The sequence below is a fragment of the Pseudomonas sp. GL_093 genome (assembly GCF_057837605.1).
Genome location: NZ_CM174448.1, coordinates 5,593,159 through 5,611,336, shown reverse-complemented (window position 1 = coordinate 5,611,336; position 18,178 = coordinate 5,593,159). Strand labels below are relative to the sequence as shown.

The 18,178-nt window shown below is 57.1% G+C and carries 22 protein-coding genes; 18 read left to right on the top strand and 4 right to left on the bottom strand.

Features of this window, described 5'->3' with window-relative positions:
- Positions 1 to 26 precede the first annotated feature (26 nt).
- Positions 27 to 944 carry a putative 2-dehydropantoate 2-reductase gene (locus tag AC3IUE_RS25935; RefSeq protein ID WP_489264165.1) on the bottom strand — a complete coding sequence of 306 codons (918 nt, stop codon included), beginning with the start codon at positions 942 to 944 and terminating at the stop codon, positions 27 to 29.
- A 141-nt stretch (positions 945 to 1,085) separates the two neighbouring features.
- Here AC3IUE_RS25935 and AC3IUE_RS25930 point away from each other — a divergent pair, with 141 nt between their 5' ends.
- Positions 1,086 to 1,571, top strand: coding sequence for a YajQ family cyclic di-GMP-binding protein (locus AC3IUE_RS25930; protein ID WP_007906601.1), 486 nt, complete (start codon positions 1,086 to 1,088; stop codon positions 1,569 to 1,571).
- A 186-nt stretch (positions 1,572 to 1,757) separates the two neighbouring features.
- The gene (locus AC3IUE_RS25925) at positions 1,758 to 2,600 is read left to right on the top strand and encodes a mechanosensitive ion channel family protein (protein ID WP_489264164.1); all 843 of its coding nucleotides are present in this window, start codon (positions 1,758 to 1,760) and stop codon (positions 2,598 to 2,600) included.
- A 63-nt stretch (positions 2,601 to 2,663) separates the two neighbouring features.
- On the opposite strand, the gene AC3IUE_RS25920 is transcribed toward AC3IUE_RS25925, so the two are convergent.
- On the bottom strand, positions 2,664 to 4,019 hold the full coding sequence (locus tag AC3IUE_RS25920) for an OprD family porin (RefSeq protein ID WP_489264163.1): 1,356 nt from the start codon (positions 4,017 to 4,019) through the stop codon (positions 2,664 to 2,666).
- A gap of 183 nt (positions 4,020 to 4,202) precedes the next feature.
- Complete coding sequence (locus AC3IUE_RS25915; protein ID WP_489264162.1) at positions 4,203 to 4,676, bottom strand: hypothetical protein; 474 nt, start codon at positions 4,674 to 4,676, stop codon at positions 4,203 to 4,205.
- A 258-nt stretch (positions 4,677 to 4,934) separates the two neighbouring features.
- Here AC3IUE_RS25915 and AC3IUE_RS25910 point away from each other — a divergent pair, with 258 nt between their 5' ends.
- Positions 4,935 to 5,360 (top strand): HIT family protein, encoded by a 426-nt coding sequence (locus tag AC3IUE_RS25910; protein ID WP_489268950.1) that lies wholly within the window; start codon positions 4,935 to 4,937, stop codon positions 5,358 to 5,360.
- Positions 5,361 to 5,363: 3 nt separating this feature from the next.
- Positions 5,364 to 5,570: a SlyX family protein gene (locus AC3IUE_RS25905; protein WP_489264161.1), complete on the top strand. Its 207-nt coding sequence runs from the start codon at positions 5,364 to 5,366 to the stop codon at positions 5,568 to 5,570.
- 70 nt (positions 5,571 to 5,640) lie between these two features.
- On the opposite strand, the gene AC3IUE_RS25900 is transcribed toward AC3IUE_RS25905, so the two are convergent.
- Positions 5,641 to 6,243, bottom strand: a complete 603-nt coding sequence (locus AC3IUE_RS25900) for a cold-shock protein (protein WP_056741398.1) — start codon at positions 6,241 to 6,243, stop codon at positions 5,641 to 5,643.
- A gap of 420 nt (positions 6,244 to 6,663) precedes the next feature.
- Here AC3IUE_RS25900 and AC3IUE_RS25895 point away from each other — a divergent pair, with 420 nt between their 5' ends.
- The 14 genes from AC3IUE_RS25895 (at position 6,664) to ybgF (ending at position 18,159) form a co-directional block, all read left to right on the top strand.
- Positions 6,664 to 7,002, top strand: coding sequence for a ribbon-helix-helix domain-containing protein (locus AC3IUE_RS25895; protein WP_461999662.1), 339 nt, complete (start codon positions 6,664 to 6,666; stop codon positions 7,000 to 7,002).
- A gap of 137 nt (positions 7,003 to 7,139) precedes the next feature.
- Positions 7,140 to 7,361 carry an FmdB family zinc ribbon protein gene (locus AC3IUE_RS25890; protein ID WP_010457489.1) on the top strand — a complete coding sequence of 74 codons (222 nt, stop codon included), beginning with the start codon at positions 7,140 to 7,142 and terminating at the stop codon, positions 7,359 to 7,361.
- Between the two features lie 121 nt (positions 7,362 to 7,482).
- Positions 7,483 to 9,258 (top strand): aspartate--tRNA ligase, encoded by a 1,776-nt coding sequence (gene aspS, locus AC3IUE_RS25885; RefSeq protein ID WP_056741400.1) that lies wholly within the window; start codon positions 7,483 to 7,485, stop codon positions 9,256 to 9,258.
- A gap of 123 nt (positions 9,259 to 9,381) precedes the next feature.
- A complete protein-coding gene (locus AC3IUE_RS25880) occupies positions 9,382 to 10,128 on the top strand; it encodes a YebC/PmpR family DNA-binding transcriptional regulator (protein WP_056741401.1) in 747 nt (248 codons plus the stop codon).
- Positions 10,129 to 10,313: 185 nt separating this feature from the next.
- Complete coding sequence (ruvC, locus tag AC3IUE_RS25875; RefSeq protein WP_008147379.1) at positions 10,314 to 10,838, top strand: crossover junction endodeoxyribonuclease RuvC; 525 nt, start codon at positions 10,314 to 10,316, stop codon at positions 10,836 to 10,838.
- 115 nt (positions 10,839 to 10,953) lie between these two features.
- Positions 10,954 to 11,568, top strand: coding sequence for a Holliday junction branch migration protein RuvA (gene ruvA, locus AC3IUE_RS25870; protein ID WP_046049661.1), 615 nt, complete (start codon positions 10,954 to 10,956; stop codon positions 11,566 to 11,568).
- Positions 11,569 to 12,630, top strand: coding sequence for a Holliday junction branch migration DNA helicase RuvB (ruvB, locus tag AC3IUE_RS25865; protein WP_056741402.1), 1,062 nt, complete (start codon positions 11,569 to 11,571; stop codon positions 12,628 to 12,630).
- A gap of 127 nt (positions 12,631 to 12,757) precedes the next feature.
- Positions 12,758 to 13,225, top strand: coding sequence for a tol-pal system-associated acyl-CoA thioesterase (gene ybgC, locus AC3IUE_RS25860; protein WP_008147372.1), 468 nt, complete (start codon positions 12,758 to 12,760; stop codon positions 13,223 to 13,225).
- The gene (tolQ, locus tag AC3IUE_RS25855) at positions 13,215 to 13,910 is read left to right on the top strand and encodes a protein TolQ (protein WP_046049659.1); all 696 of its coding nucleotides are present in this window, start codon (positions 13,215 to 13,217) and stop codon (positions 13,908 to 13,910) included. Before ybgC ends, tolQ begins: the two co-directional genes overlap by 11 nt.
- A 23-nt stretch (positions 13,911 to 13,933) precedes the next feature.
- A complete protein-coding gene (tolR, locus tag AC3IUE_RS25850) occupies positions 13,934 to 14,386 on the top strand; it encodes a protein TolR (RefSeq protein ID WP_161807482.1) in 453 nt (150 codons plus the stop codon).
- A complete protein-coding gene (gene tolA / locus AC3IUE_RS25845) occupies positions 14,386 to 15,465 on the top strand; it encodes a cell envelope integrity protein TolA (RefSeq protein WP_046049658.1) in 1,080 nt (359 codons plus the stop codon). The genes tolR and tolA overlap by 1 nt, the downstream gene beginning before the upstream one ends.
- A 17-nt stretch (positions 15,466 to 15,482) precedes the next feature.
- Positions 15,483 to 16,763: a Tol-Pal system beta propeller repeat protein TolB gene (gene tolB / locus AC3IUE_RS25840; protein ID WP_177338849.1), complete on the top strand. Its 1,281-nt coding sequence runs from the start codon at positions 15,483 to 15,485 to the stop codon at positions 16,761 to 16,763.
- Positions 16,764 to 16,815: 52 nt separating this feature from the next.
- Entirely contained in the window at positions 16,816 to 17,313 is a 498-nt protein-coding gene (gene pal / locus AC3IUE_RS25835; protein ID WP_003178634.1) for a peptidoglycan-associated lipoprotein Pal, read from the top strand.
- Between the two features lie 6 nt (positions 17,314 to 17,319).
- Positions 17,320 to 18,159 carry a tol-pal system protein YbgF gene (gene ybgF / locus AC3IUE_RS25830; RefSeq protein ID WP_056741404.1) on the top strand — a complete coding sequence of 280 codons (840 nt, stop codon included), beginning with the start codon at positions 17,320 to 17,322 and terminating at the stop codon, positions 18,157 to 18,159.
- Positions 18,160 to 18,178: the final 19 nt, after the last annotated feature.

Below are 18,178 nucleotides of genomic sequence, written 5' to 3'. Positions count from 1 at the left end.
GAACAAGTGGCCAGCGTAGCCGCTGCTCAGTCGCTGGGCAATCCAAGGCTGTGCAGATGGGTGATCAACCTTTGCTCCAGTTGATTGAGGTGCGGTAGGTTGAGTTGATGTCTCGCGGCGACTTTGCAGGCATGACCCAATAGATAGCTGATTTCGGTCCGGCGCTGGTTCGCGACGTCCTGGTACATCGAAGAGTAATTGGCGGCGGTCGCGTGAATCACCCGTTCGACTTCCTGTTGAAGGTCCTCGGCCGCTGCTGGCTGACCGCAGCGCTCAAGCAACTCGGTCAATTCGCCGCAAAGGGTGGCGACTTCGCAGTGGTGTTCCTGTAAACCGCCATTACGGCAATCGTGCAGCACGGTCAGCGGATTGATCGCACAGTTGAGCGCCAGTTTTCGCCACAGCCGGGTCAGAATGTCGGTGCTCCACTCGTGGGGAATCCCGGCGGCGCTCACGTCATCCAGCCAGATCGGCGCCACGGGATGCCCGGCATCCCCCAGCCAGGTGTAGCCGTGGCCGGCGAATACCACGCGCCAGTCGCCATCGCGAAAGGCGCCTTCGGTGCTCGACGCGCAAATGCAGCGAGCCTGCGGTACCTGCGTGGCGACGGCGTCCTGGCTGCCAAGACCGTTCTGCAACAGGATCAGCTCGGCGTCGGGAGCCAGGCGCGGAGCCAGTTGGGCCACGGCTTTCTCGGCATCGTAGGCTTTACAGGCCACCAGCAGGCGGTTGATCGGCTCATTGTTGTCGGGTGTCTCGGCGGGCACCGGATAGCACTGCGCTTTACCGTGTTCGACCAGCGTCAACCCACCCGCCGCCTCATACGCCTGTAAGCGGGCAGCGTCCCGCACGATCAGCTTGACCGGCACGCCGGCCCGCGCCAGTCGAGTGGCCCATAAGGTGCCAAGGCTGCCGGCGCCCAGAACATGCCAGGTGGTGGACATCAGCTTTTTGCTCTGTTTATCGCGCGCATGGGAGGCTCGCAGTGAATGATGGGAAAGACCCGTTATAATCAGCGCGGATTTTAACCGCAAGCCAGGCGTGCTCCATCGTGATCGAGCATGCCCTTTTATTGGAGAGATTACATGCCGTCGTTCGACGTGGTATCCGAACTGGACAAACACGAAGTCACCAACGCGGTCGAGAACGCCGTCAAGGAACTCGATCGTCGTTATGACCTGAAAGGCAAAGGCACCTTCGAGTTCAAGGAAAAGGACCTGACCGTCAACCTGACCGCTGAAGCCGATTTCCAGCTCGAAGCGATGATTGAGATCCTCAAGCTGGCCCTGGTCAAGCGCAAAATCGACGTGCAGTGCCTTGAAGTCAAGGATGCCTATGCGTCGGGCAAACTGATGAAGCAGGAAGCGGTCCTGAAGGAAGGCATCGACAAAGAACTGGCGAAGAAAATCGTCGCTCATGTCAAAGACGCCAAGCTCAAGGTTCAGGCTGCCATTCAGGGTGAGCAGGTGCGCATTACCGGCAAGAAGCGTGACGATTTGCAGGAAGCCATCGCGGCCCTGCGCGCCAAGACTTTCGATATGCCGCTGCAGTTCAACAACTTCCGCGACTGACCTTTCAGGCGGGAACCTGTGGGAGCGGGCTTGCTCGCGAAAGCGGTGTGTCATTCAACAATGATGTCGACTGATACACCTTTTTCGCGAGCAAGCCCGCTCCCACAGGGATTGTGTTTATTCCGGCGGGTCTTTTTCTGCCGCTTATTTTCGCGTGCCGGATGGCCGGAAATCAGGAGAATGTAGATGGATTTGAATACTGAAGTGGACAACCTGGTCAAGGCGTCTCAAGCCTGGATTCCGATGATCATGGAATACGGCAGCCGCGTGCTGCTGGCGGTGATCACCCTGGCCGTCGGTTGGTGGCTGATCAACAAGGTCACGCAAAAGCTCGGTGGCCTGTTGGCGCTGCGTAACGCCGATTTGGCACTGCAAGGCTTCATCAGCAGCCTGGCAAACATCATTCTCAAGGTTCTGCTGATCGTCAGCGTAGCGTCGATGATTGGTGTTGAAACCACTTCGTTCGTCGCCGCCATCGGTGCGGCAGGTCTGGCCATCGGCCTGGCCTTGCAGGGCAGCCTGGCGAACTTCGCCGGTGGTGTGCTGATTCTGTTGTTCCGCCCGTTCCGCATTGGTGACTGGATCGAAGCCCAAGGTGTTGCCGGTACGGTCGACAGCATTCAGATCTTCCACACCGTGCTGCGTACTGGTGATAACAAAACCATCATCGTGCCGAACGGCAACCTGTCGAACGGCATCATCACCAACACTAACCGTCAACCGACGCGCAAAGTTGTGTTTGATGTGGGCGTTGATTACGAAGCGGACCTGCAGAAAGCCCGTCATGTATTGTTGGAACTGGCCAAAGATGAGCGTGTTTTGGTGGAGCCGGCACCTCAGGCAGTGATTTCTACTCTGGGCGACAGTTCGATTACTGTTTCCCTGCGAGTGTGGGTGAAGACGGCGGATTATTGGGATGTGATGTTCATGTTCAATGAGCAATCCCGTGATCGTTTGAAAACGGCTGGCATCGATATTCCGTTTCCGCAACGTGTTATTCGTGTTGTTCAGGAATCAGCGGTGCAGTAAACAACAAAAAAGGCCCATCCGAAGATGGGCCTTTTTTTATTACCGCGAACTAGCTTTCGGCAATTACAGAACCGAAATCGGGTAGTCGACGATCAGACGGAACTCTTTGATGTCGCCTTCACCTTCGTCGGCGTTAGCAGTGTGCCAAGCCTGGCGGATACGGAAAGACAGATCTTTAGCCGGGCCAGTCTGAACAACGTACTTGGCTTCAAGGTTGGTTTCGTGGTGTTTGCCATCCGCACCATACAGCGGGTTACCATCACTGTCGCGGTACTGACTGTTGGCAGCAAGACCAGTGCCGTCGATGTTCCAGCCTTTCACGTAACGGGTCATGAAGCTCAGACCAGGAACGCCATACTCAGCCATTTTCAGGTCGTAACGGATCTGGGCAGACTTCTCGCCTGGGGCGTTGAAGTCAGAGTACTGGATGGAGTTGGCGAGGAAGATCGAGTCGCCGCCGCGGTTAGTGGCGCCACTGTGACCACCTACACCGATGTAGTCGAACGGCGTGTCGCCGTTAACTTTCTGGAACGCCAATGTAATGGTGTGTGCTTTCAGGAACGAGAAAGCGGCTGCCAGGGAGTAGGCGGTGTTGCTGATGTCGCCGACTTTAGCGTCACCGGTATCGGTGGTGCGGTAGATGTTACCGTCCAGGTTAACCGACTCATCGCCACCCATTGGGATGGTGTAGTTCAGGTTGGCGTAGTACTGGTTCCAGATGTCTTCCAGCTTGGCGCCGTACAGCGATGCGCTCAGGTTGTCGGTGATGCCGTACTTGCCACCGAAATAGTCGATGGAGTTGGCTTCCACGCCAGCGTAGGTTGCCCACAGGCCGCCGTCGCGAGCGTTTTTGTCCTGGCTGGTCGACGAGTAGAAATGACCGGCTTCGAGGTCAAGGTCTTTGACTTCGCTGCTCTGCAGTTGGAAACCGCTGGCAGTTTGCGGAAGGACGCGGGAGCCACCAACAGCGAACACTGGAGCAGTGCTTGGCTGCATGTCGCCGACTTTCAGCTCGGTTTTGGAGATGCGGAATTTAGCGGCCGCACCGGATTTGCCTTGGCTGTCGTTGACATGGCCATCTGAGTCGCGGCTCATGTTGCCCGTGCCGCCAGTACCGTCGCCACCGTCCAGTTTGATCGCCAGGTAACCGAACGCATCAACGCCGACGCCTACGAGACCTTGGGTGTAACCGGAGTTGTAGTTACCCCAGAAACCCTGGGTCCAGTCTTTCTGATCGTTTGAGCCATTTTTGCGGTCACGGTTGAAGTAGTAGTTGCGAAGATTCAAGTTCAACTTGGAGTCTTCAACAAAACCCTTGGCTTCAGCCTGGTCACTTACAAAAGGTGCGGCCGTAGCCAACTGAGTACTGGCTGCTGCTGCAACTGCCAGTGCGATCATGCTCCACTTCATCACGCGCATCGTGATTTGCTCCTTTGGTTTTAGAAGAGTACTGCCGTCCCACCTGATTTATTATCTGGGCGGCTCTTTCTTTTTGTGTCGGCGCAAACTTATATCACGCCGACCATGTTGGCGATACTTGCGTATCTAACCTTTCAGCTTCTTTACGACCCTGTCGCAAACAGCTTGGTAGATGTCGCAAATTTATAGCCTCAATGCAAGCGGGCTGGCAACTTTAGCGTTGTTTTCCAGGGCCTGAGCATCGGTAAAAAGAGTCCCTGGTGAAACGTTTGAATCTCCATCGGGCAACCCTGCCACTGTTTTTATTTGCCTTGAAGCATCCACTTCCAGCGGACGCTTTAGAGGCGATGTGGGTGTGGATGCAACAAGCGTGCACAAATCAGAATCCTGCTGGTTTTTTTTCTGAATGCTTGCCTGTCGCTGTAAAAACCTCATAAAACCGGGGAGTTCAAGCACGTTTTGTTCGGGCTTGACGCCATGGTTTGCATCGTGTTGCACCTTTGTGGCCGACTGCATGACAACCAAAAACGTTACCGGTTCACCCCACCAGTGAGTAGATGGCGGATGCCTGACCGACTCAGCGTAGACGCACTGTGCGGTTTTGGTGCAAAAAATTTTAATCGCTGTACTGAATTCATACAGTGCGGCGGTTTGCAAAATTCGAACGCGTCGTTGTTTTTCAGTCAGTTCGGCGTTTTTTGCATGGTTATTGGTTCTGTAATGGTGCGCCCTGATCGAAAATGACTCATGTCGGGGCGCGCGACCAGTCGTTTGTAGTTTCTCGGGGCGGCTTCGACAATGGTTCGTCGTGAAGCCAGCCGCGTTCGCAGGTATGCTGCCGTCCTGTCGCTTGGTGCGCCGTCTCTCGGGATGGGCGCTAAGCTGAAAAATGATGACCAGGCGGGAGTGCGCGCAGTGTTCGCTTTAGATCCACGGCTTCAACAAGACACGTTACCGATCGGGGATTTCCCGCTGTGCCGGTTACTGCTGTCCAATGATTCGAACTACCCCTGGTTCATTCTGGTGCCACGTCGCGACGATATCAGTGAGATATTTCAGTTGGATGTCGCCGATCAACAGCAGCTGTGGCAGGAAACGACCGCACTGGCGGAAATGCTCAAGGACTCGTTTGACGCGGACAAATTGAATATCGCGGCCCTGGGTAACGTCGTCAGTCAGTTGCACATGCATGTGATTGTGCGCAAGCGCGAGGATGCCGCCTGGCCGGCGCCGGTCTGGGGTAAACACCCAGCCAAGCCTTATGGCTCAGAGCAGATCGCGTTGATTCGTGAGCGGTTGCGCCTGGTATTGACCGATGATTTTACGTTTCTGGAGGGTTGAATCATGAGCCTGGAAGATCGCGTTACCGATCTGGAGAGCCAGCTGGCGTTTCAGGATGACACCATCCAGGCATTGAGTGATGTGCTGGCGACGCAGCAGCGTGCGGTTGAGCGCCTGCAACTGCAAATGACCGCCTTGCTCAAGCGGCAAGAGGAAATGGCCGGTCAGTTCGAGACGTTTGAAGAAGACGCGCCACCACCGCATTACTGAGTGTGACCAACAGACGGGCAATAAAAAACCGCGAACAGCCAGGCTGTTCGCGGTTTTTTTTAGCCTTGAATCAGCGGCGCGGCAGAGCGGCGATCACATCTTCGGCTTGCAAGCCTTTGTCACGATTCATGACGGAGAACTCCACGCGCTGGCCTTCGACCAGGACGCGGTGACCTTCGCCACGAATGGCCCGGAAATGCACGAAAATATCATCGCCGGAATCACGGGAAATAAAGCCGAAGCCTTTGGAGGTGTTGAACCACTTTACGGTACCGGTATCGCGGTTGCTCATGTCATAGCTTGGCGAGGCGGCGGCCGGTGAAGATTTGTAGAAGCTGATGGCCAGGTGCAGAAAAACGGCAATCAGGGCAGCGACCAGGCTGAACAGAACAGCAGGTTGACCGGCAATGACAGGCATTGGCGCGATCAGCGTCAGGGTTTGCAGGACGACGGCCAGAACCAGCAGGGCGCTGACCAGGTTTTGCAGTTGATGACGCGGGCCTTTGTTCCAGTAAGGGATAACAGGAGCGAGGGTGAGGTTGAGCAGGCCGAAAAAGGCCAGGTACAGCGCATCAGGTTGTTGCAGGTAAGGTACGGCTTCGGATCGCAGGCTAGGGATGAAGGACAACAGCAAGGCTGCTGCGCCCATTAGCAGGTGGACAATTTTCAACATTTTGAGTAACTCACGTTAAGACGGATCACAAGGAAGAGCTGATTGAGCACGGTTCGCTTCAGAACAATAAGAGGCGTTGGACACGTACCCGGTACCAGCCTATGCGCAGCCCCCGGAAAATAGGCGGTAGCGACACACTGCCTATTTAACAGCAAAGCCTGCGGCTACTCAAATCAGCCAGTCCAGCGGTGCCCTGAGGGTCGATTTGTCGCGTAAGTGTCTTTCTGTTGAATGATATTGCGCTCAGGTGTGTAGGAAAATGGCCGGCCTAGGACGGTCTCCATGATCGCCCTTCAGTTGTTGGCTTATCCTACGTTGATGGTCATAAAGTCATCTGGATATACCTTTGCGCCTGCGCTTTTATAAGGCAACAGATATTGCTCTTAAAGAAGGCAAGGATGGCTAAGGAGTATCAACGATATGGATTACGAAGACAGGAGAAGCGAGGGGAGGGTCGGCCCGGTCAAGGAGATAAGGATCGATCCATTTGTCAGCGAATTTGATATGGGCCTGGCCCAGCCTTTATCCCGGTCGGTGCGTTTGAATGGCTTCGCCACCTGCTTGCGGCTTGAGCAGGTCTATTGGGATATTTTGGGCGACATGGCCAAGGACAACTGCTGTACGGTCAGTGCGCTGTTGTCCCATGTGGACCGCGAGGTGCATTTACGTCACGGCGGGGTCAAGAACTTCACCGGGTTGGTGCGGGTTGTGTGCGTCGTGCACAGTCTGAAGGAAGGCGGCTGCGTCGCCATGCCTTAGCCACAAGGGGTGGAATGGGTAGAGTGTCGGTCTGTGCAGTCTTACGGCTGCACAGGCTGCATTTAATGGATATAATCCCGCTCTTTGCCGCAAAACCCAGCGTGTGCGGTAGCAATCTGATCGCCGAGACAACCCCCATGCCGATGTACGACTATCAATGTGCTTCCTGTGGTCATCAGTTGGAAGCCATTCAAAAGATCAGCGCAGCACCGCTGGTCGACTGCCCTGCCTGCCAGGCGCCAGAGCTTAAGAAGATGCTGTCCATGCCGGGCTTCCGCCTTAGCGGCACCGGCTGGTACGAAACCGATTTCAAGACCGGTTCCAAGAAGAATCTGGCCGGCGGCGACAAAGCTGACTAGGGTCTTGAACCTGAGTTGAACGACACGTGCGAGCTCTTGCCTCATCTGGCGCCTTTCACAAGGGCAGGATATGAGCAAGGTCTCCAACCGAATTTCGATTACGAGAAGTGAAACCACTACCATGATGCGCAGCCATTATTGCGGCCAACTGAACGAAAGCCTGGAAGGCCAGGAAATTACCCTTTGCGGATGGGTTCACCGTCGCCGTGACCACGGTGGGGTGATTTTCCTCGATATCCGTGATCGTGACGGTCTGGCCCAGGTGGTGTTCGATCCGGACCGCGCTGAATCCTTCGCCGCCGCCGATCGCGTGCGCAGCGAATACGTGGTCAAGATCACCGGCAAGGTGCGCCTGCGCCCGGCCGGTGCCACCAACGCCAACATGGCGTCGGGCATGATCGAAGTGCTGGGCTACGAACTTGAAGTGCTGAACGAGTCGGAAACCCCGCCGTTCCCGCTCAACGAGTTCTCCGACGTCGGCGAAGAAACCCGCCTGCGTTATCGCTTCCTCGACCTGCGTCGCCCGGAAATGCTCGAGAAGCTGCGTCTGCGTTCGCGCATGACCACCAGCATCCGTCGCTTCCTGGACGAGAACGGCTTCCTCGACGTCGAGACGCCGATTCTGACCCGTGCCACGCCAGAAGGCGCTCGCGACTACCTGGTGCCGAGCCGTACTCACGCAGGTAGCTTCTTCGCCTTGCCGCAATCGCCACAGCTGTTCAAGCAGCTGCTGATGGTCGCCGGCTTCGACCGTTACTACCAGATCGCCAAGTGCTTCCGCGACGAAGACCTGCGTGCCGACCGTCAGCCTGAATTCACCCAGATCGACATCGAGACCAGCTTCCTCGATGAAAAAGAGATCATGGGCATCACCGAACAAATGATCCGCAACCTGTTCAAGGAAGTGCTGGATCTGGAATTCGGCGACTTCCCGCACATGACCTTCGAAGAGGCCATGCGTCGTTACGGTTCCGACAAGCCGGACCTGCGTAACCCGCTGGAACTGGTTGACGTTGCCGACCAACTGAAAGACGTCGATTTCAAGGTGTTCAGCGGCCCGGCCAACGACCCGAAATGCCGTATTGCCGCCCTGCGCGTTCCAGGTGCTGCGAGCATGCCGCGCAAGCAGATCGACGACTACACCAAGTTCGTCGGCATCTACGGTGCCAAGGGCCTGGCGTACATCAAGGTCAACGAGCGCGCCAAAGGCGTTGAAGGCCTGCAGTCGCCAATCGTCAAGAACATCCCTGAAGCCAACCTCAATGTGATCCTCGATCGCGTTGGCGCAGTTGACGGCGACATCGTGTTCTTCGGTGCCGACAAAGCCAAGATCGTCAGCGAAGCCTTGGGCGCGCTGCGGATCAAGGTCGGTAACGACCTGGAACTGCTGACTTGCAAGTGGGCGCCGATGTGGGTCGTCGACTTCCCGATGTTCGAAGAGAACGACGACGGTAGTTTCACTGCTTTGCACCACCCGTTCACCGCGCCGAAGTGCACCCCGGAAGAACTGGAAGCCAACCCGGCGACCGCTCTGTCCCGTGCCTACGACATGGTCCTGAACGGCACCGAGCTGGGTGGCGGTTCGATCCGTATCCACCGCAAGGAAATGCAGCAGACGGTGTTCCGCCTGTTGGGTATCAATGAAGCGGAACAGGAAGAGAAATTCGGCTTCTTGCTCGACGCCCTGAAGTACGGCGCGCCGCCACACGGTGGTTTGGCCTTCGGTCTGGACCGTCTGGTGATGCTGATGACCGGCGCCCAGTCGATCCGTGAAGTGATCGCTTTCCCGAAAACCCAGAGCGCGGCTGACGTCATGACTCAGGCTCCGGGTGCTGTAGATGCCAAGGCATTGCGCGAACTGCACATTCGTCTGCGCGAAACGCCTAAAGCTGAGTAAGGCTGACCAGAAGGGCGCATCTTCGGATGCGCCCTTTCTTTATAGAATGGTCGAGATTTTTGTTTGCTGGCTGGCGCCTCATGGCGCGGCGGGCAATGTTTCAAAGAGAATTCGGAGCGAGATATGGCGGGTCATTCCAAGTGGGCGAACATCAAGCACCGCAAAGAACGTCAGGATGCCAAGAAGGGCAAGATTTTCACCAAGTGGATTCGTGAACTGACCGTTGCTGCCCGTCAGGGCGGTGGTGATCCGGGTTCCAACCCGCGTTTGCGTCTGGCGCTGGACAAGGCCCTCGGCGCGAACATGAGCCGCGACATCATTGATCGCGCGGTCGCCCGCGGCGCCGGTGCTGCCGACACCGACGACATGGTCGAACTGAGCTACGAAGGCTACGGCCCGGGCGGCGTGGCGGTGATGGTCGAGTGCATGACCGACAACCGCAATCGCACCGCAGCCGCTGTTCGCCACGCGTTCAGCAAGTGCGGCGGCAACCTCGGTACGGACGGTTCGGTGGCCTATCTGTTCGAGCGCAAGGGGCAGATTTCCTTCGCGCCGGGCGTCGATGAAGATGCGCTGATGGAAGCGGCAATGGAGGCCGATGCCGATGACGTGGTGACCCACGAAGACGGCTCCATCGACGTATTCACCTCGTTCGCCGGTTTCTACTCGGTGCGTAATGCCCTGGAAGCGGCCGGTTTCAAAGGTGATGACGCGGAAATCGTGATGCTGCCGACCACCAGTGCCGAACTGGATCTGGAAGGCGCCGAGAAGGTTCTCAAGCTGATCGACATGCTTGAAGACCTGGATGACGTGCAGAACGTTTATTCCAACGCGGACATTCCAGAGTCGGTAGCCGCGCAGCTCGGTTAAGGGCGACTAAGATCCAATGTGGGAGCTGGCTTGTCGGGACGCCGCACCGCTGCGATGGCATCACTTCGGTCTGTCTGATACACCGAGGTGATGCCATCGCAGCGGTGCGGCGTCCCGACAAGCCAGCTCCCACAATTGTTATTCGCTGTATTGAATACCGTGCTTTTACTTAACCCGCAGGCGTTATGACTTTAATTCTTGGTATCGACCCCGGTTCGCGCATTACCGGTTATGGCGTGGTGCGTGATACCGGGCGTGGTTGCGTGTACGTGGCGTCGGGCTGCATTCGCACAGGTTCCGGCGAGCTGCATGAACGCCTGCAAATCGTCTATCGCGGTGTACGCGAAGTCATCCAGACCTACGGCCCGGTGACCATGGGCATCGAAAAAGTCTTCATGGCGCGCAACGCCGACTCTGCGCTGAAACTTGGCCAGGCCCGCGGCGCAGCCATCGTCGCCGGCGCTGAAGAAAGCCTGGAAATCGCTGAGTACACGGCGACCCAGGTCAAGCAGGCGGTGACCGGGACCGGCGCGGCGAATAAAGAACAGGTGCAAATGATGGTCATGCACATGCTGAAACTGACCAGCAAGCCGCAAATCGATGCCTCGGACGCCCTGGCCATTGCCATTTGCCATGCTCACACCCGTTCCAGCCTGTTGCCCCATGGCCTGGGTACGGCACGCAGTCGTGGCGGGCGCCTGCGTCTCTGATAGCATCAGCAATCATTTTTTATGGAGCGAGGGTTTTGCGCCTGTGTCGTCGGCGCAAAACCCTTGTTCTGTCAGTCGCCAGCACTGATCTGGCCAACGCTCAAGGATCTGAAACGTGATTGGACGCTTGCGCGGCACACTGGCTGAGAAACAGCCGCCGCACCTGATTCTGGATGTAAACGGTCTGGGGTATGAGCTGGAAGTGCCCATGACCACGCTGTATCGCTTGCCGTCGGTCGGTGAACCGCTGACCTTGCACACCCATTTGGTCGTACGCGAAGACGCGCAGTTACTCTATGGCTTCTTCGGCAAGCGTGAGCGAGACTTTTTTCGCGAGTTGATCCGTCTCAATGGTGTAGGGCCGAAACTGGCCCTGGCCCTGATGTCGAGCCTGGAAGTCGATGAACTGGTCCGCTGCGTACAGTCCCAGGACACCTCGGCCCTGACCAAGGTGCCAGGCGTGGGCAAGAAGACTGCCGAGCGTTTGCTGGTGGAACTCAAGGATCGCTTCAAGGCCTGGGAAACCGTGCCGGCGATGTTCGCTTTGGTACCAAACCAGCCGGGTGGGCCAGATACGACGCCGGTCGCCACCGCCGAAAATGACGCGGTCAGCGCGCTGATCTCCCTGGGCTACAAGCCGCAGGAAGCCAGCAAGGCGATTTCTGCGATCAAGGAGAAAGGTTTGAGCAGTGAAGACATGATTCGTCGTGCCCTGAAGGGAATGATCTAAGTGATTGAAGCTGATCGTCTGATTACGGCCACGCCTGGCCCTCGTGACCGCGAAGAAGTCCAGGACCGGGCGATTCGTCCTGTCAGTCTGGCCGAGTACATTGGCCAGCCGACCGTTCGCGAGCAAATGGAGTTGTTCATCCAGGCTGCCCGTGGGCGCAATGAATCCCTGGACCACACGCTGATTTTCGGCCCGCCGGGTCTGGGTAAAACCACGCTGGCCAACATCATCGCCCAGGAAATGGGCGTTTCGATCAAGAGCACCTCGGGCCCAGTGCTTGAACGCCCGGGTGATCTGGCTGCGCTGCTGACCAATCTTGAGCCACACGACGTGCTATTCATCGACGAAATCCATCGGCTCTCGCCGATCGTCGAAGAAGTGTTGTACCCGGCCATGGAAGATTTCCAGCTCGACATCATGATCGGCGAAGGGCCGGCCGCGCGCTCGATCAAGCTTGATCTGCCACCGTTCACCCTGGTCGGTGCGACGACGCGGGCGGGGATGCTGACCAATCCACTGCGCGACCGTTTCGGGATCGTCCAGCGCCTTGAGTTCTACAACACCGCTGACTTGGCAACGATTGTCAGTCGTTCGGCTACCATCCTCGGCTTGCCGCTGGACCCGGAAGGCGCCTTCGAAATCGCCCGCCGTGCCCGTGGTACGCCGCGGATCGCCAACCGCTTGCTGCGCCGGGTTCGGGATTTCGCCGAAGTTCGCGCCAAGGGCCACATCACCAAACCGATCGCTGACCTGGCCTTGAACCTGCTGGATGTCGACGAGCGCGGTTTCGATCACCAGGATCGACGTCTGTTGTTGACCATGATCGAGAAGTTCGACGGTGGACCGGTCGGGGTCGATAGCCTCGCCGCAGCCATCAGTGAAGAGCGCCACACCATTGAAGACGTGCTGGAGCCGTACCTGATCCAGCAGGGCTACATCATGCGTACGCCGCGGGGGCGAGTGGTGACCCGGCATGCGTACTTGCACTTCGGTTTAAACATCCCGTCACGATTGGGCGAGATGCCCGTGGTAGACGAGTTCCTCGATGCCGTGGACGATTAATAACCTTTGCGCGCTGATTTATTCGGGGTTTGTGCGGTCTCAGGACCGTACTTTCGCCAGAAAGCCGTGAATCAATGAAAAACAGTTGCCTGGCCGGATTGGCAACCTGAGGAGTAAGCACTAGAGTATGCGCGCGCAAAACGGGCTTGAGCCTTTCGCACTTCGTTGTCGCGTTTATTACGAGGACACCGATGCGGGCGGCATCGTGTATTACGTTAATTACCTCAAGTTTATGGAACGGGCTCGAACCGAGCGGCTCCGGGAGCTGGGCTTTGCCCAATCCCAGCTTGCAGGTGAGGACCTGTTGTTCGTCGTGCATTCCAGCGAAGCGCGTTACCACGCGCCGGCGCGACTGGATGACGAACTGCTGGTAAGCGCTGAAGTAATCGAATTGAACCGTGTCAGCCTGCGCTTTAAACAGCAGGTCAGGCGGGCTACGGATAATGCGCTGCTCTGCGAAGGGCAGTTTTTGGTGGCCTGTGTGCGCACTAACAGTTTGAAACCCCGGGCCATTCCCGAAGCTCTACGTGCGGCCTTTGCCGACGTGAGCGGCGCGGGTACACACTCAAAGCAGGAGATAAAGCGTGGAAGCTAACGTCGTCGACCATTCCTCCATGTGGAGCCTGGTCAGCAATGCCAGTATCGTGGTGCAACTGGTAATGCTGATCCTGGTAGCCGCATCGGTGACCTCATGGATCATGATCTTTCAGCGCAGCAATCTGCTGCGCGCCGGTCGACGTGCCCTGGAGAGCTTTGAAGAGCGCTTCTGGTCGGGTATCGACCTGTCCAAACTCTACCGTCAGGCCGGCAGCAACCCTGATCCGGATTCGGGCGTAGAGCAGATCTTCCGTGCCGGTTTCAAGGAATTCTCCCGTCTGCGCCAGCAGCCAGGCGTTGACCCGGAAGCGGTCATGGAAGGCGTGGCCCGTGCCATGCGCGTTGCCATTTCCCGCGAAGAAGAAAAGCTCGAGCAGAGCCTGCCGTTCCTCGCGACCGTAGGTTCCGTCAGCCCGTACATCGGTCTGTTCGGTACCGTCTGGGGGATCATGAACTCCTTCCGTGGCCTGGCAACTGCCCAGCAAGCGACCCTGGCCACTGTGGCTCCAGGTATCGCCGAGGCACTGATTGCAACCGCGATCGGCTTGTTCGCCGCCATCCCGGCCGTTATTGCTTACAACCGTTTTGCTGCTCGCAGTGAAACCCTGCTGAGCCGTTACTACACCTTCGCCGATGAATTCCAGGCGATCCTGCACCGCAAAGTGCACACCAGCGAAGAATAAGCAGGTAATTTCCAATGGCTTTAATCGCTCGAGCTCGCAAAAAGCGCAAGCCGGTTGCCGAGATGAACGTGGTGCCTTACATCGACGTGATGTTGGTGCTGCTGGTCATCTTCATGGTGACCGCTCCGATGCTCAATCAGGGCGTGAAAGTTGATCTGCCCAAGGTTTCCAGCGAAGCCTTGCCGCAGGACAACAACACCCAGGTCCTGACCATTTCGATCAAGGCTGACAAGACCTACTACTGGAACCTTGGCAGCGAAGTCGACACTGAAAAGCAACAGGACAAGGCCATGACCTTGCCGCAGATGACTGACGCCGTGACCAAAATCATTCGCGCCGGCACTGAAGGTGGCAAGCGTACCCAGGTGTTCATCCGCGGCGACAAGACCGTCGACTACGGTTCCGTCATGGGCGCCATGGGCGGGTTGCAGAAAGCCGGGGTCGGTAATGTTGGCTTGATTACCGAGGCACCCTGATGCAGCAAATGCGAGAGCCGTCCGCCTCGGAAAGCTACTTCTGGCCTAGTGTCTGGGCGCTTGTCTTGCACGTGCTGGTTTTCGGCATGCTGTTTGTCAGTTTCGCCTTCACGCCGGAATTACCGCCGGCCAAGCCTATTGTCCAGGCAACCCTGTACCAACTGAAATCGAAAAGTCGGGCGACCACTCAGACCAATCAGAAGATTGCGGGTGAGGCGCAGAAATCTGCTGCGCGCCAGACCGAAGTCGAACAGATGGAACAGAAGAAGATCGAGCAGGAAGCGATCAAAGCCGCGGAACAAAAGAAGGAAGATGCGGCTCAAAAAGCCGAAGAATCCAAAAAGGCCGACGAGACGAAGAAAGCGGAAGAGGCTAAAAAGGCTGATGAAGCCAAGAAAGCCGATGAAGCGAAGAAGACCGCCGAAGCCAAAAAGGCCGAAGAGAAACAATTGGCTGATATAGCCAAGAAGAAGTCTGAAGAAGAAGCCAAGAAAGCAGCTGAAGAAGAGGCCAAGAAAGCGGCCGCTGAAGAAGCGAAGAAAAAGATCGTCGAAGACGCGAAGAAGAAAGCCGCGGAAGACGCCAAGAAGAAATCTGAAGCTGAAGACGCGAAGAAGAAAGTCGCGGAGGACGCGAAGAAGAAAGCTGCTGCCGATGCTGCGAAGAAAAAATCGCAGGAAGCGTCGCGTAAATCCGCCGAAGACAAAAAGGCTCAGGCCCTGGCAGATTTGCTTTCCGACACGCCGCAGCGTCAGCAGGCCTTGGCGGATGAGCAGGGTGACGAAGTCGCCGGTAGTTTCGATGATCTGATCCGTGCTCGTGCAGCGGAAGGCTGGGCTCGTCCACCTTCGGCCCGTAAAGGCATGACAGTCGTGTTGCAAATCGGCATGTTGCCGGACGGTACGGTGACTTCGGTCAGCGTGGCCAAGTCCAGTGGCGATGGTCCGTTTGACGCTTCGGCTGTAGCAGCGGTGAAGAATATTGGACGTTTGACAGAAATGCAGGGAATGAAGCCGAGCGATTTCGCTCCGTATCGTTCATTCAAGATGACATTCACACCTGAGGATCTAGCCTTGTGAGAAACCTTCTTCGAGGAATGCTTGTCGTTATCTGCTGCATGGCAGGGATAGCGGCAGCCGATGAAAAAAACATTCTGGTCACCAGCGGCAGTGATCGGGCCACCCCGATCGCAGTCGTTCCGTTTGGCAATCAGGGCGGCAGCGTGCTGCCGGACGACATGGCCGAAATCATCGGTAACGACCTGCGCAACTCGGGTTACTACTCGCCGATTCCAAAACAGAACATGATCAGCCAGCCAAGCCAGGCCAGCGAAATCATCTTCCGTGACTTCAAGGCGCTGGGCGCCCAGTACGTCATGGTCGGCAGCATTGCTCCTGCGGGCGGTCGCCTGCAGGTTCAATACGCACTGTTCAACGTCGCCACCGAGCAGCAAGTGCTGACCGGCAGCGTGTCGGGTAGCGTCGAACAACTGCGCGACATGTCGCACTACATTGCGGACCAGTCGTTCGAAAAACTCACCGGTATCAAAGGTGCGTTCTCGACTCGTCTGCTGTACGTGACGGCCGAGCGTTTCTCCGAGAAGAACACTCGCTACACGCTGCAACGTTCGGACTATGACGGTGCCCGTGCCGTGACCCTGCTGCAATCGCGCGAGCCGATCCTGTCGCCGCGTTTCGCACCGGACGGCAAGCGCATCGCTTATGTGTCGTTCGAGCAGAAGCGTCCGCGTATCTTCATGCAGAACATCGACACCGGTCGCCGTGAGCAGATCACCAACTTCGAAGGCCTGAATGGCGCGCCAGCGTGGTCGCCTGATGGCAATCGTCTGGCATTCGTACTGTCGAAAGACGGCAACCCGGACATCTACGTGATGAACCTGGGTTCGCGTCAGATCACTCGCGTCACCAACGGTCCTGGCATCAACACCGAACCGTTCTGGGGTAAGGATGGTTCGACCATCTACTTCACCTCGGACCGTGGCGGCAAGCCGCAGATCTACAAAACCAGCGCAGGCGGTGGTGGTGCGGAACGTGTGACCTTTATCGGTAACTACAACGCCAACCCTAAGCTTTCGGCTGATGAAAAGACCCTGGTGATGATCCATCGTCAGGAAGGTTTCACTAATTTCAAGGTGGCGGCCCAGGATTTGCAGCGCGGAAGCGTAAAAATCCTCACTGATAGCACTCTGGACGAGTCGCCTACTGTTGCGCCCAACGGCACCATGGTAATCTACGCCACCCGCCAGCAGGGCCGGGGAGTCTTGATGCTCGTGTCCATTAATGGACGCGTAAGGCTCCCGCTTCCTACCGCACAAGGCGAAGTCAGAGAACCTTCCTGGTCCCCTTACCTGAACTGACGCGGCGCTATACGTTGTACTTAACACATTGGGGTTCATTAGGAGTTTTACGATGGAAATGCTGAAGTTTGGTAAATTTGCTGCGCTGGCTCTGGCCATGGCTGTAGCTGTAGGTTGCTCGTCCAAAGGCGGCGACAATGCCGGTGAAGGCGCTGTAGATCCAAACGCTGGTTACGGCGCAAACACTGGTGCAGTTGACGGCTCCCTGAGCGAAGAAGCTGCTCTGCGCGCAATCACCACTTTCTACTTCGAATACGACAGTTCGGACCTGAAGCCAGAAGCCATGCGCGCTCTGGACGTTCACGCCAAGGACCTGAAAGCAAACGGCGCTCGCGTTGTTCTGGAAGGCAACACCGACGAACGTGGTACTCGTGAGTACAACATGGCACTGGGCGAGCGTCGTGCGAAAGCCGTTCAGCGTTACCTGGTACTGCAAGGTGTTTCCCCAGCTCAGCTGGAACTGGTTTCCTACGGCGAAGAGCGTCCAGTTGCTACCGGCAACGACGAGCAGTCCTGGGCTCAAAACCGTCGCGTCGAACTGCGTAAGTAATTCGTCATGCGAACGTGCCGTCGTGCTGTAACTGTTTTGGCTCTCAGCCTCGCACCGCTTGCGGTGTGGGCTGCGGTTCCTGTGGTCGATAACGACTCCGGCTATACCAATAGCGGGACTAGTAATCCGCCTGCAGGTTACGGTACGAACGGCGCCTATGCCGGGGGAGGGGTTTCGGCCCCTGTCTCGGCACAGGGCGAGCTGTTCAACCAACTGCAATCAATGCAGGAGCAGATCTCGCGCCAACAAGGCATCATCGAAGTTCTGCAAAATGATGTAGCGCGCATGAAGCAAGAGAACCTGGAGCGATATCAGGATCTTGATCGGCGCATAGGAACCGGCGTTGCACCAGCCGCGACTCCTGATAATTCTTCCACCGGTGGCAATTTGAATGCCCCCGGTGCAGCAGCGGGTGCAGCCGCAGGAGCGGCAGCCGCTCAGGCACCTGCCGCGGGTAGCGAACCGGCTGATCCGGCGAAGGAAAAACTGTATTACGATGCAGCCTTCGACCTGATCAAGGCCAAGGATTTCGACAAGGCCAGCCAGGCGTTTGCCGCATTCCTGCGCAAGTACCCGAACAGCCAGTACGCGGGCAATGCCCAGTACTGGTTGGGCGAAGTGAACTTGGCCAAAGGCGATCTGCAAGGTGCAGGTCAGGCGTTTGCCAAGGTTTCGCAGCTGTACCCCAAGCACCCTAAAGTGCCTGATTCGCTGTACAAGCTGGCTGATGTAGAGCGTCGCCTTGGTCATCCCGACAAGGTCAAAGGCATTCTGCAACAGGTTGTGTCCCAATATCCGGGCACTTCCGCCGCTCAGCTGGCCCAGCGTGATCTGCAAAAGATGTAAGGCTGCTTGACCTGTTTTG

Coding starts and splice junctions, on each gene's coding strand:
- AC3IUE_RS25900 (WP_056741398.1), bottom strand. CDS start 6,243: ATGTTGAAAATTGTCCACCTGCTAATGGGCGCAGCAGCCTTGCTGTTG.
- tolB (WP_177338849.1), top strand. CDS start 15,483: ATGCTTGTCGTTATCTGCTGCATGGCAGGGATAGCGGCAGCCGATGAA.
- pal (WP_003178634.1), top strand. CDS start 16,816: ATGGAAATGCTGAAGTTTGGTAAATTTGCTGCGCTGGCTCTGGCCATG.
- AC3IUE_RS25920 (WP_489264163.1), bottom strand. CDS start 4,019: ATGCGCGTGATGAAGTGGAGCATGATCGCACTGGCAGTTGCAGCAGCA.
- AC3IUE_RS25930 (WP_007906601.1), top strand. CDS start 1,086: ATGCCGTCGTTCGACGTGGTATCCGAACTGGACAAACACGAAGTCACC.
- AC3IUE_RS25895 (WP_461999662.1), top strand. CDS start 6,664: ATGGATTACGAAGACAGGAGAAGCGAGGGGAGGGTCGGCCCGGTCAAG.
- AC3IUE_RS25880 (WP_056741401.1), top strand. CDS start 9,382: ATGGCGGGTCATTCCAAGTGGGCGAACATCAAGCACCGCAAAGAACGT.
- ruvC (WP_008147379.1), top strand. CDS start 10,314: ATGACTTTAATTCTTGGTATCGACCCCGGTTCGCGCATTACCGGTTAT.
- AC3IUE_RS25890 (WP_010457489.1), top strand. CDS start 7,140: ATGCCGATGTACGACTATCAATGTGCTTCCTGTGGTCATCAGTTGGAA.
- aspS (WP_056741400.1), top strand. CDS start 7,483: ATGATGCGCAGCCATTATTGCGGCCAACTGAACGAAAGCCTGGAAGGC.
- AC3IUE_RS25935 (WP_489264165.1), bottom strand. CDS start 944: ATGTCCACCACCTGGCATGTTCTGGGCGCCGGCAGCCTTGGCACCTTA.
- AC3IUE_RS25905 (WP_489264161.1), top strand. CDS start 5,364: ATGAGCCTGGAAGATCGCGTTACCGATCTGGAGAGCCAGCTGGCGTTT.
- AC3IUE_RS25925 (WP_489264164.1), top strand. CDS start 1,758: ATGGATTTGAATACTGAAGTGGACAACCTGGTCAAGGCGTCTCAAGCC.
- ybgF (WP_056741404.1), top strand. CDS start 17,320: ATGCGAACGTGCCGTCGTGCTGTAACTGTTTTGGCTCTCAGCCTCGCA.
- tolA (WP_046049658.1), top strand. CDS start 14,386: ATGCAGCAAATGCGAGAGCCGTCCGCCTCGGAAAGCTACTTCTGGCCT.
- ybgC (WP_008147372.1), top strand. CDS start 12,758: ATGCGCGCGCAAAACGGGCTTGAGCCTTTCGCACTTCGTTGTCGCGTT.